We start from the raw sequence: 11,574 nt of genomic DNA on the forward strand, positions 1-11,574 counted from the left end.
CCCCCGCCGGGACCTCGCTCACGTGCTCGTTCGTCGTCCGCCCACAGGTCCCTGCCGAGCGGCTGGCCTGGCTGCCGCTGCTCGCGGGCCTCGGTGCCGTGACCGCGATCCGCGCGACCGCGGGGGTCCCCGCGGTCCTCAAGTGGCCCAACGACCTGCTGGTCCCGGCCGACGACGCGATCGAGGGCTGGGGGCCTGTGCGCAAGGTCGGCGGCATCCTCGCCCAGGCCGTGCCCACGCCCGACGGGATCGCCGTGGTGGTCGGCATCGGCCTCAACGTGTCGCAGACGGCCGACGAGCTGCCCGTCCCCTCGGCGTCGTCGCTCGCGCTCGCGGGCGCGCAGCACGTGGACCGCGAGGGCGTCTTCGTCGCCCTGGTCAGCGCGCTCGCGGACATCGCGGAGCGGTGGCGCGACGCCGACGGCGACGCGGTCGCTGCCGGCCTGGCCGACGACGTCGCCGCGGTCTGCCGCACGATCGGCACCCAGGTGCGCGTGAGCCTGCCGGGCGGCTCCGAGATCGACGGCGAGGCGACCGGGCTCGACGAGCACGGTGCCCTGCTCGTCGTCGACGCCGCCGGTGCGACGCACCGCGTGCTCGCGGGTGACGTGCACCACGTTCGAGACCTGGGGTGAACTACCCTCGTCCCGTGCCCGACGAAGGTCCCACGACCCCCCACGACGCCGCCGAGCGCGCAGCCGTCGAGTCCACCGTCGAGGAGATCGACGCCGCGCTGCTGGGCGGCCCTCGCACCCACTCCGCGCAGGACCTCGCCGACCGCGCCGACATCGGCCTGGACGTGGTCCGCGGCTTCTGGAGCACGCTCGGCCTGCCGCACGCGGACGCCGACGACGACGTGTACACCGAGAGCGACGCGCAGGCCGTGGACCGCGCGGTCGGCCTGGTCCGCGACAGCGGCCTCGACCTGCGCACGGTCATCACGCTGACCCGAGCGCTGGGCCACACCTCGGACCGCCTCGCGCTGTGGCAGGTCGAGGCGCTGGTCGAGGACATGTCCACGCGGTACGAGCTCGACGACGCCACGGCCCGCCTGCTGGTCCTCGACCGGCTCGCGGAGCTGGCCCCCATCCTCGAGGCCCAGCTCCTGCACTCCTACCGCCGCCAGCTCGCGGCGATCGCCGGCCGGTACGCGGCGGAGTTCGCCGAGCTCGGCGACCCCGGCCCGGACCGCACCGCGCTCCCGCTGGCCCGGGCGGTCGGGTTCGCGGACATGGTCTCCTTCACGCGGCGTACCGCGGGGCTCGGCTCGACCGACCTCTCGCAGTTCGTGCAGCGCTTCGAGACCGCGGCCCGGGACGTGGTGACGGCGGCGGGCGGCCGGGTCGTCAAGACGATTGGCGATGCCGTGCTGTTCGTCGCCGACGACGCGGCCACCGGAGCCCGGGTCGCGATCGGCCTGGCCGACGCGCTCGGCCGCGAGCTCGACAGCGACGTGGTCCGGCTCGCGGGGCTGGCCGACGGCGCGCGCGGCGTCACCCCCGTGCGCGTCGGGCTCGTGTGGGGGCGGGTCCTGTCGCGGTTCGGCGACGTGTTCGGCCCGACGGTCAACCTCGCCGCCCGCCTCACCGACATCGCCGAGCCGAGCACGGTGCTCGTCGACACCGAGACGGCCCGCGTCCTCGCCGGCGACCCCGGCCTGGTGCTCGAGCACCTCGAGCCCGTCGAGCTGCACGGCCTCGGTCTGGTGCAGCCCGTGCGGCTGAGCTCGGGGGTCTGAGCCCCTAGACCTCGGGCTCGACCAGCTGCGGCCCGTTGTTCGCCACTGCGTTGACCTGCGTGGACACCGGCGTCGCGACGATCTCCGGCGGCGTGGACTCGAGCAGCGCCCGTGCGCCGTCCAGGCCGACCGCCGGGTCGAGCCACGCGTCCCAGTCCGCGCGGCGCAGCATGAGCGGCTGCCGGTCGTGGATGTGGGCCAGGTCCGGGCGGGCCGGGCGCGTGATGATCGTGGTGCTCACGAGCCAGCGCTCGGGGTCGTCGTCGGCCTTGTTCGGGTCCTTCCAGAACTCGTAGAGCCCGGCCAGCGCGACCGTCGAGCCGTCGCCCGGGTGCAGGTAGAACGGCTGCTTGCGCTTGGTGGTCGCGCCCTCGGCGGGCTTCTGCCACTCGAAGTAGCCGTCGGCAGGCAACAGCGCGCGCCGCGTGCCGAACGGGCGCTTGAACGCGGGCTTCTCCGTCAGCGTCTCGACGCGCGCGTTGATCATCCGGTTGCCGACGCTCGGGTCCTTGGCCCACGAGGGCACGAGCCCCCAGCGGGCCACCCGCAGCTGCCGGGTGATCTCCCCGGTCTCCTTGTCCGCACGCTCGACGACCATCCGGACGCCGTCGGTGGGGGCGACGTTCCAGGAGGGCGGGAGCAGGCGCACGTCGTCGGCGACGGTCGCGATCGCGAACTCGTCGGCCAGGGCCTGGTCCTCACGGAAGGAGGCGTAGCGACCGCACATGTGACCAGCCTCGCACCCACCGCCGACACATGTGGCGAACGTCTAGTCGAATCGATTCGTCCTGACGGCTGGTCGGTGCGACGATGGACGGCGATGACCGTGCGCAGCCACCCCGAGCAGGTCGCGGTACGCGCCGCGACGGCCGAGGCGACCCCGGTGTTCCGCCCCAACGCGAAGTACGTCCTGCTCCTCGGCATGATGTGCGCGCTGCCGGCCATCTCGAACGACATCTACCTCCCGTCGCTGCCCGAGGTCGCCCAGGACCTGCACACGTCCGCGACCGCGGCGCAGCTGACGATGACCGCGATGATGATCGGCGGCGCGGTCGGCCAGCTCGTCATCGGCCCGCTGTCCGACCGGTTCGGCCGGCGTCGCCCGGTGCTGATCGGTGTCGCGCTGCACGTGCTGACCTCGATCCTGTGCGCGGTCGCTCCGACCATCGAGACCCTCATCGCGCTGCGCGTGATGCAGGGCTTCTTCAACGCCGCCGCGACCGTGGTGGCGATGGCGGTCATCCGCGACCGGTTCGTCGGCGCGGACGCGTCCGGGCTGATCTCGCGGCTCATGCTCGTCATCGGCATCGCGCCGCTGTTCGCGCCCTCGGTGGGTGGGCTGATCGCCGGCGAGTGGGGCTGGCGGTCGGTGTTCTTGGCGCTCGGCGTGTTCGGGGTCGTCCTGTGGCTCGTCGTCTGGCGGCGCCTGCCGGAGACGCTTCCCGCCGCGCGGAGACGCGACGGCGGCCTGCGCACCGCGGCCCGCGGCTACGCGACGCTGCTGCGCGACCGGCACTTCGTCGCGCTCGCCCTCATGCCCGGCCTGGGCACCGCGATCCTCATGAGCTACGTCGTCGGCTCCCCATTCGTGCTGATGGAGGGCTACGGCCTGACCGCGCACCAGTTCTCGCTGCTGTTCGCGATCAACGGCATCGGCCTCGTCGGCGGCGCCCAGATCAACGCCGTGCTGGTCAAGCGCGTCTCGCCCATCCGCATCGTGCGCGTGGTGCTGCCGGTCTCGCTCGCGCTCACGCTCGGCCTGCTGGCGCTCGCGATCACGGGTGCCGGTGGCCTGCCCGCGCTGCTCGTCATGCTCTGGCTCATCCTCGCGATGGTGAACTTCGCGCCGCCCAACGCCTCGGCGATCGCCCTGTCCCGCCACGGCGAGATCGCGGGCACGGCGGCGGCGTTCACCGGCGCGACCGGTGCGGCGATCGGCGGCCTCATCAGCCCGCTCAGCGGCCTGCTCGGCGGCGACGCCGTCGCGATGGCGGCCGTCATGGTCGGCGCGGCCACGGCGGCGCTGCTCGTGCTCGCCCTGGCCACGCCGGCCTACCGCCGCGGCGGCGCGTGGAGCGGCGTCGGCGGCTAGGTCCGCAGCGCGGCGAGCCGCTCGACGGCCTCGCGCAGCACGCTCTCGCGCTTGACGAACGTGAACCGCACCCAGGACCGCAGCTCCCGGTCGGCCGACGAGCCGTCGTGCGTGAACGCCGTCACCGGCACCCCCACCACGCCGGCCAGCGCCGGCAGGTCCCGGCACAGCGCGGCACCGTCCGCGTACCCGAGCCCCGCCGCGTCGGCGAGCACGAAGTAGGTGCCCTGCGGGCGCACGACGGCGAATCCGGCCGCGGTGAGCCCGTCGCACAGCAGGTCCCGCCGTGACGCGAGCGACGCCGCGAGCTCGTCGACCCACGCCGCGACGCCCGGGTCGCCGAGCGCGAACGCGACGGCCGGCTGGAAGGGGGCGCCGGAGACGTACGTGAGGAACTGCTTGACGGTCCGCACCGCGGTCACGAGGTGCTCGGGCCCGCTGACCCAGCCGACCTTCCAGCCGGTGAACGACAGCGTCTTGCCCGCCGACGAGACCGTCAGCGTGCGCTCCGCCATGCCCGGCAGGGTCGCGATCGGCACGTGCTCGGGACGTCCGGCGGCACCGGCCAGCGTCAGGTGCTCGTAGACCTCGTCGGTGAGCACGATCGCGTCGTGCTGCTGGGCGAATCGCGCGACCACGGCGAGCTCGTCGCGCGTCAGCACCGTGCCCGTGGGGTTGTGCGGGGTGTTGAGCAGGACGACCCGGGTCCGGTCGCTGAACGCGGCGGCCAGCGCGGCCTCGTCGAGGCGGAAGCCGTCGGGCGTCGCGCGCAGGGCCGCGGTCGTGTGGACCGCGCCGGCCATCGCGATCACCGCGGCGTAGGAGTCGTAGAACGGCTCGAGGGTCAGCACCTCGTCTCCCGGGCCGACAAGCGCCAGGACCGCGGCGGCCAGCGCCTCGGTCGCGCCCGTCGTGACGAGCACCTCGCGGTCGGGGTCGGGATAGAGGCCGTAGTGCCGGCGCTGATGGTCGGCGATCGCGCGGCGCAGCTCGGGGATGCCCGGCCCGGGCGGGTACTGGTTGGCGCCTGCGGCGATCGCGTCCGACGCGGCCTGTGCGACGGATGCCGGCCCGTCGACGTCGGGGAAGCCCTGGCCCAGGTTGATCGCGCCCGTGCGCGCGGCCAGCGCGCTCATCTCGGCGAAGACCGTGGCGCGCACCGAGCCGTCGGAGCCGAGCAGCCCGGTCGCGGCAGCGACGTCACGCCAACGAGAGGTCATGCCCTGAGGCTAGGGGCTTCAGTACATCCCGGTGGCCGCGGCCAGGCCGGCGACGACGATCAGCCCGACGGAGAGGAACGCGCCCACGACCCACCACTCCACGGGGTGGTGGCGACGGATCTCTCGGCGAGCGGCCATACCTCCAAGATCGGCACGTGGCGCCTCAGGTACAACGTCCCGCGCCGACGAGCGTGGAATTCACCCGTCTGCCGTGCAAGAAAGCGAGCGTGCGAGAAACGTGAACCTAGCTCTGCGCGCCGTCCAACGACGACTGGAGCTTGATCAGCGCGGCCGAGAGCGCGTCCAGGTCGTCGGCGACGGCTCCCTGCGCCTTCTTCTTGGCCTCGTCGAGCTCGATCTGCGCGTCACTGACCTTGGACTGCGCGGCGAAGAGGATCTCGTCCGCGTCGGCCTGTGCCTTGCCCTTGGCCTCGTCGAGCGCGGCCCGGGCGTCCTTGACGGCGGCGTCCGCGTCGGCGAGGGCCTTCTTCGACGTCTCGTCGGCGCCGGAGAGGGTGCTGTGCACCTCGTCGAGCTTGGCGCGGGCCTCGTCGGCGGCGACGTTGGCCTTCGCGGCGTTCTCCTTGATCCGGTCCACGGTGGCACGCGCGCTCGCGGCGACGTCCTTGGCCTGGTCGGCCGCCTTGTCGATGTCGCCGTCCGAGCAGCCCGCGAGCGTGAGCGCGGCGGCGAGGGGGACGGTGACGGCGAGGGCGAGCAGGCGGGGCGATCGGGGCACGGCGGACCTCCAGGGGGTTCGAGGGACACCACGGTGCGGCATCGGCCGTCCCAGGGCAAACCGACGCCCCGCCTGGTCGGGGAACCAGACGGGGCGTCGACGCGGGCACGGGCGGCGCGCCGCGGAAGGGAGGGCGGGCGCCGCCGGGAGGTGGTCAGTCCTCGGCGTGCGCGCGCTCGCGGCTACGGACGTCCTCCAGCGACGTTCCGTAGTAGGCCGCGGTCAGGAGGGCCTTCATGTCGTCGATCATCGGCATCCGCGGGTTGGCGGGTGCGCACTGGTCCTCGTAGGCGCCCATCGCGACCTCGTCGAGCCGGGAGAGGAACTCCTGCTCGGCGACTCCCTGCGCCTGGAACGAGGACGGGATGCCGACCTTGGCCCGCAGCGCCTCGACGGCCAGCGCGTAGGACTCGACGCCCTGCGCCGGCGTCTCGGCCGGGAGGCCGAGCATCGCGGCGATCTGCTGGAACCGCTCCGGGGCCACGTAGTGCTCGTACTTCGGCCAGCTCGTGAGCTTGGTCGGGACCGTGCCGTTGTAGCGGATCACGTGGGGGAGCAGCGTCGCGTTGGTCCGGCCGTGCACCAGGTGGTACGTCGAGCCGACGACGTGCGCCATCGCGTGCACGATGCCGAGGAACGAGTTGCCGAACGCCATGCCCGCGATCGTCCCGGCGTTGTGCATCTTCTCGCGCGCGTCCGTGGTGGCGGGATCGTCGGGCGATCCGTTCACCGAGACCGCGAGGTTGTCGAAGATGAGGCGGATGGCCTGCAGGGCCATGCCGTCGGTGAAGTCGTTCGCGTAAACGCTGACGTACGCCTCGGTCGCGTGCGTCAGGGCGTCGAAGCCCGAGTCCGCCGCGAGCGAGGCCGGCATCTTGGACGTGAGCACCGGGTCGATGATCGCGACCGACGGGGTCAGCGCGTAGTCGGCCAGCGGGTACTTCTTGCCCGCGTCGGGGTCGGAGATGACAGCGAACGGCGTGACCTCGGCGCCCGTGCCGGACGTCGTCGGGATGCAGACGAGCTGTGCGAGCTCGCCCAGCACCGGGAACTTGAACGCGCGCTTGCGGACGTCGAAGAACTTCTGCTTGAGGTCGGAGAAGTTGATCTCCGGGTGCTCGTACAGCAGCCACATGACCTTCGCGGCGTCCATGGGCGAGCCGCCGCCCAGCGCGATGATCGTGTCGGGCCGGAAGTGACGCATCTGCGCGGCACCCGCCTGGACGGTGCGCACGGACGGCTCGGGCTCGACCTGGTCGATGATCTGCAGCGCGACCTTCTCGCCCCGCCGGTTGAGCACGTCGATGATCTTGTCGACGAAGCCGAGGGTGGTCATGGTCGCGTCGGTGACGATCGTGACGCGCTGCACGTCGGGCATGTCCGCGAGGTAGCGGATCGCGTTGCGCTCGAAGTACGTCTTGGCCGGGACCTTGAACCACTGCAGGTTGTTGTTGCGGCGGCCGACGCGCTTGATGTTGATGAGGTTCACCGCCGAGACGTTGTTGGAGACGGAGTTGTGGCCGTACGAGCCGCAGCCCAGCGTCAGGGAGGGGATGAAGGCGTTGTAGATGTCGCCGATGCCGCCGAGCGAGCTCGGTGCGTTCTCGATGACGCGGATCGCCTTGACCCGGCTGCCGAACCGCTCGGTCAGCGCGTGGTCGCGCGTGTGGATCGCGGCCGAGTGGCCCAGGCCGTCGAACTCCACCATCTGCTCGGCGAGCGTGATGCCCTGCTCGGTGGTCGTCGCGCGCAGCACCGCGAGCACCGGCGCGAGCTTCTCGCGCGTCAGCGGCTCGTCGGGGCCGACGCCGGAGACCTCGGCGAGGATGATCGAGGTGTCGGCGGGGACGCTGAAGCCGGCCTTCTCGGCGATCCACTGCGGCGTCTGGCCGACGACGCTCGCGTTGAGCTTGGCTCCCGCGCAGTTCTCCGAGCCGGCCTCGACGCCGAAGATGAACTTCTCGAGCTGGGTCTTCTCCGCGGGGGTGGCGCGGTACGCGTGCAGGATCGCGAACTCCGCCATGGCGGCGTCGTAGATCTCGTCGTCCAGGATCACGGCCTGCTCGGACGCGCAGATCATGCCGTTGTCGAACGCCTTGGACAGCACCACGTCGTTGACCGCGCGCTTGAGCTTGGCCGTCTTCTCGATGTACGCGGGGACGTTGCCCGCCCCGACGCCGAGCGCGGGCTTGCCGCACGAGTAGGCGGCCCGGACCATCGCGTTGCCGCCGGTGGCCAGGATCATCGAGACGCCGGGGTGGTTCATCAGCGCGTTGGTCGCTTCGATCGAGGGCGACTCGACCCACTGGATGCAGTGCTCGGGTGCGCCGGCGGCGACGGCCGCGTCGCGGACCACGCGGGCCGCGGCGACCGAGGAGGCCTGCGCGCTCGGGTGGAACGCGAAGATGATCGGGTTGCGGGTCTTGAGCGAGATCAGCGACTTGAAGATCGCGGTCGACGTCGGGTTGGTGACCGGCGTGACGCCGCAGATGACGCCGACGGGCTCGGCGATCTCCGTGATGCCGTTGAGCTCGTCGCGGTGGATGACGCCGACCGTCTTGAGGTTGGCCATCGAGTTCGTCACGTGCTCGCACGCGAAGATGTTCTTCACGGCCTTGTCCTCGAACACGCCGCGGCCGGTCTCGGCGACCGCGAGCTGCGCGAGCACGCCGTGCTGGTCGAGCGCCGCGACCGACCCCTTCTTGACGAGCTGGTCGACGTCCTCCTGCGTGAAGCGGGCGTACTCGGCGAGCGCCTTGGTGGCGTTCGCGACCAGCTGGTCGATGGCGTCGGCCGTGGAGACCACGGGGGCGACGTCACGCGTCTTGCGCGAGGTGGTGGTGGTGCTGGACGACGTGCCGGTGGTGCTCACCGTGGCTCCCGAAGTCGAGGTGGTCAGAGGCCGTCTCGACGGGCGCTGGAGGCTCGTTCTCGACGACTCCTTCACGCTATTCATCCCAGGACCTCACGCCGTGGGGCGAAGGTCCCGATCAGCCCTCGATGCGCTCCACCCAGGACGACGAGAGCGACTCGTCCTCCAGGTCGAGCTCGCGCAGCATGCGCCGCATGACCGTCTCGTCGAGCTCGCCCGCGTCCCGCCGCTCCATGAGCACACCGCGCTGGGCTGCGACGATGTCGCGCCGTAGCCGCTGCGCGCGGCTCGCCTCCTCGACGCCGGGCAGCTGCCCGGTCGCGGGCCGCCCCGCGGGGCCGAGGCCGTGCACGCTCTCGGCCGCGTCCATGTCGTCGGGCAGGTGGTCGTCCGCGTTCTCGGGGTCCAGCATCACCGCTGCCGCGGCTGCCCGGCCGCGCCATATCGTCGACAGCCGGCTGATCGCCTTCTCGGCCCTCTCCTCGCCCATGATCGCGGTCCACTCCGGCCGCTGGTCCTCGAGGACCCGCTGCACCGCGTCGGCGGTCGCGACCCGCATCGCCGCCTCCTGCGCCGCGTCGTCGGCGATCTCCGAGCCGGACCCGACCTTGAGCCGGGTGATGACCCACGGCAGCGTCAGGCCCTGCAGCAGGAGCGTGCCGATCGCGACGGTGTAGGCCGCGAGCTGGATCGTCGCGCGGTCGGTGAAGGGCTCGCCGTCGATGGTCGCGGGGATCGCGGCCGCGGCCGCGAGCGTCACGACCCCCCGCATGCCCGCCCAGGAGACGACGGCGGACTCCCTCGCCGACAGGGAGTCGTGCTCGGGCCGGTGCGACCCGCGCATGCGGAGGTGGTCGAACTTCGCGGTGCTGAACACGTACAGGGGCCGGATCAGCACGGCCGTGGCGAGCACGGCGACCGAGAGCACGATCCCGTGCGCGAGCCCTTGGTCGGACTCGATGACGTCGCGCACGACCCACGGCAGCTGCAGGCCGATCAACGCGAACGTGAACGACTCCAGGATGATGTCGAGCGTCGACCACAGCGGACCCTCGTAGAGCCGCGTCGCGTAGCCCGCGCGCGGCGAGGTGTGGCCCAGGTAGAGGCCCGCGGTGACGACGGCCAGCACGCCCGAGCCCAGCAGCTCCTCCGCGGCCCAGTACGCGGCGAACGGCGTCATCAGCCCGATGGCCGAGGCGACGACGGGGTCGTCGAGGTGCGTGCGCACGCGGTGCACGACCCAGCCGAGCCCGAGCCCCACGGCCACGCCGACGACCACCGCGATGCCGAACGTCGCGAGCCCGTCGCCCAACGCCCACGCGCCCGTCGCCACCCCCGCGAGCGCGACCTTGTAGAGGGTCAGCGACGTCGCGTCGTTGATCAGCGACTCTCCGGACAGCAGGGTCATCACCCGCCGGGGGAGGCCGAGCCGGCGTCCGACGGCCGACGCGGCCACCGCGTCCGGCGGCGCGACCACGGCGCCGAGCACGAGCGCGACGGCGAACGGCGCCGCGGGCTCGAGCCACCAGAACACCGCCGCGACGGCCAGCGCGCTGACGAGCACGAGCCCCACGCCGAGGCGGGTGATCGAGTTCAGCGACGCCCGGAAGTCGCGGTACGACGACGACAGGGCCGCCGAGTACAGCAGCGGCGGCAGCACGAACTCGAGCAGCAGCTCGGAGTCGACCTCGAACCGCGGGATGAACGGCAGGAACGAGACGCCGATCGCTGCACCGACCACGACGAGCGGCGCGGGCCAGCCGCGGCGGCGGCACGCGGCCGTGACCAGCACGGCCCCGGCGACCAGGATGAAGACCTCGACGTGGTGCACGTCGGTCCTTTCGTCGGGTGGCGGTGGGACGCCCCATTCAACCGTGCGCGCTCACGACCGGCCTGTGCGCACCCGACCGCCCTGGGTACCCGGCCGAACGGTGCCTGCCACGCGGGACGGGCTCGCCGGGCGTGCGTGGCCCACCACTCGACGGCACGCGAGGAACGAAGAAGGCCGCATCGCGTCGATGCGGCCTTCTGCTGTGCGCCCGAAAGGATTCGAACCTTCGACCTTCTGCTCCGGAGGCAGACGCTCTATCCACTGAGCTACGGGCGCGGGGCACCGGCGTGCGGTGCGGCGACGACATTACCAGCCGAACGCTGCTCGCCCAGCAGCGCGGACAGGTATCGGGAGGTCTCGGCCGCCGCGCGATCGCTGTCCCCGGCCACGATCGCGTCGACGAGCGCGTCGTGCGAGTCGTGCCCGTGGACGTCGGTGACGAAGTTGAACCGGATGTTCTCGCCGATGGCGTCCAGCAGGTTCTCGTACAGCGACAGGAGCACGGGGTTGGCGGCCGTGCGGACGATCGTGCGGTGCAGCGCCAGGTCGGTCGCGACCATCGACTCCAGGTCGGCGGCGACGTAGGCCGCGGAGCGCTCGTCGCGCTGGTCGAGCAGTGTGGCGGCGTCCGTCGCGTTGCGTCGTCGGGCGGCGAGCCGGGCGGCCTCGATCTCCAGGGCGCGGCGCACCTCGACCACGTCGCGCTGCCGCGCGTCGGCGATCTGCCGGCCCATCGACGCGGCCAGCTCGGACGTGGACAGCACGTACGTGCCCGATCCCTGCCGACGCTCGAGCAGCCCCGCGTGCACGAGCGACTGGACCGCCTCGCGCACGGTGTTGCGCCCCACGCCGAGCAGCTCGACGAGCGCGGGCTCGGGCGGGATGCGCGCGCCGACGGGCCACTGACCCGAGGCGATGCGGTCGCGGAGCTGGCTGACGGTCGAGTCGATGAGTCCGGTGCGTCGGGGCATGCGCGGTTAGGCTCCGTGTCCAGGCATGCGGTGCAGTCAACACCGGCAGGTCCGGCCTCCGCCAGACCCCGTCCAGGTCATCTTCCCTTTCCCGCGTGCCGGAACCGGGAG

General features: G+C 72.4%; 10 protein-coding genes and 1 tRNA gene. 3 read left to right on the forward strand and 8 right to left on the reverse strand.

Annotation, left to right across the window (positions count from 1 at the left end; all coding sequences use genetic code 11):
- Together D1825_RS15025 and D1825_RS15030 are read left to right on the forward strand one after the other, a co-directional pair.
- The coding region (locus tag D1825_RS15025) for a biotin--[acetyl-CoA-carboxylase] ligase (protein ID WP_138067693.1) at nucleotides 1–635 on the forward strand (635 nt) is incomplete at its 5' end.
- A gap of 14 nt (nucleotides 636–649) precedes the next feature.
- A complete protein-coding gene (locus D1825_RS15030; RefSeq protein WP_233549926.1) occupies nucleotides 650–1,738 on the forward strand; it encodes an adenylate/guanylate cyclase domain-containing protein in 1,089 nt (362 codons plus the stop codon).
- 4 nt (nucleotides 1,739–1,742) lie between these two features.
- Here D1825_RS15030 and D1825_RS15035 read toward each other — a convergent pair whose 3' ends face one another.
- Nucleotides 1,743–2,465, reverse strand: a complete 723-nt coding sequence (locus D1825_RS15035) for an SOS response-associated peptidase (protein ID WP_118768229.1) — start codon at nucleotides 2,463–2,465, stop codon at nucleotides 1,743–1,745.
- A 93-nt stretch (nucleotides 2,466–2,558) separates the two neighbouring features.
- On the opposite strand from D1825_RS15035, the gene D1825_RS15040 reads away from it, so the two are divergent.
- The gene (locus tag D1825_RS15040) at nucleotides 2,559–3,830 is read left to right on the forward strand and encodes a multidrug effflux MFS transporter (RefSeq protein WP_118768230.1); all 1,272 of its coding nucleotides are present in this window, start codon (nucleotides 2,559–2,561) and stop codon (nucleotides 3,828–3,830) included.
- Here D1825_RS15040 and D1825_RS15045 read toward each other — a convergent pair.
- The 7 genes from D1825_RS15045 to D1825_RS15075 form a co-directional block, all read right to left on the reverse strand.
- Nucleotides 3,827–5,050 carry a pyridoxal phosphate-dependent aminotransferase gene (locus D1825_RS15045; RefSeq protein WP_118768231.1) on the reverse strand — a complete coding sequence of 408 codons (1,224 nt, stop codon included), beginning with the start codon at nucleotides 5,048–5,050 and terminating at the stop codon, nucleotides 3,827–3,829. The two genes, D1825_RS15040 and D1825_RS15045, sit on opposite strands and share 4 nt — an antisense overlap.
- 18 nt (nucleotides 5,051–5,068) lie before the next feature.
- On the reverse strand, nucleotides 5,069–5,188 hold the full coding sequence (locus D1825_RS15050; protein WP_118768232.1) for a molybdopterin oxidoreductase: 120 nt from the start codon (nucleotides 5,186–5,188) through the stop codon (nucleotides 5,069–5,071).
- Between the two features lie 106 nt (nucleotides 5,189–5,294).
- On the reverse strand, nucleotides 5,295–5,789 hold the full coding sequence (locus tag D1825_RS15055) for a hypothetical protein (RefSeq protein WP_118768233.1): 495 nt from the start codon (nucleotides 5,787–5,789) through the stop codon (nucleotides 5,295–5,297).
- A gap of 154 nt (nucleotides 5,790–5,943) precedes the next feature.
- On the reverse strand, nucleotides 5,944–8,595 hold the full coding sequence (adhE, locus tag D1825_RS15060) for a bifunctional acetaldehyde-CoA/alcohol dehydrogenase (protein WP_233549932.1): 2,652 nt from the start codon (nucleotides 8,593–8,595) through the stop codon (nucleotides 5,944–5,946).
- A 184-nt stretch (nucleotides 8,596–8,779) separates the two neighbouring features.
- Complete coding sequence (locus tag D1825_RS15065) at nucleotides 8,780–10,492, reverse strand: cation:proton antiporter (protein ID WP_118768235.1); 1,713 nt, start codon at nucleotides 10,490–10,492, stop codon at nucleotides 8,780–8,782.
- 203 nt (nucleotides 10,493–10,695) lie between these two features.
- Nucleotides 10,696–10,768: transfer RNA gene (locus D1825_RS15070), tRNA-Arg, on the reverse strand.
- Complete coding sequence (locus tag D1825_RS15075; RefSeq protein ID WP_118768236.1) at nucleotides 10,759–11,463, reverse strand: FadR/GntR family transcriptional regulator; 705 nt, start codon at nucleotides 11,461–11,463, stop codon at nucleotides 10,759–10,761. The genes D1825_RS15070 and D1825_RS15075 overlap by 10 nt, the downstream gene beginning before the upstream one ends.
- Nucleotides 11,464–11,574: the final 111 nt, after the last annotated feature.

The sequence above is a fragment of the Cellulomonas rhizosphaerae genome (genome assembly GCF_003470205.1).
Lineage (GTDB): Bacteria > Actinomycetota > Actinomycetes > Actinomycetales > Cellulomonadaceae > Cellulomonas > Cellulomonas rhizosphaerae.

Bases quoted from the DNA above. Each gene is read 5' to 3' on its own strand.
- D1825_RS15050 (WP_118768232.1), bottom strand. From the start codon at position 5,188: ATGGCCGCTCGCCGAGAGATCCGTCGCCACCACCCCGTGGAGTGGTGG.
- D1825_RS15075 (WP_118768236.1), bottom strand. From the start codon at position 11,463: ATGCCCCGACGCACCGGACTCATCGACTCGACCGTCAGCCAGCTCCGC.
- D1825_RS15045 (WP_118768231.1), bottom strand. From the start codon at position 5,050: ATGACCTCTCGTTGGCGTGACGTCGCTGCCGCGACCGGGCTGCTCGGC.
- D1825_RS15040 (WP_118768230.1), top strand. From the start codon at position 2,559: ATGACCGTGCGCAGCCACCCCGAGCAGGTCGCGGTACGCGCCGCGACG.
- D1825_RS15035 (WP_118768229.1), bottom strand. From the start codon at position 2,465: ATGTGCGGTCGCTACGCCTCCTTCCGTGAGGACCAGGCCCTGGCCGAC.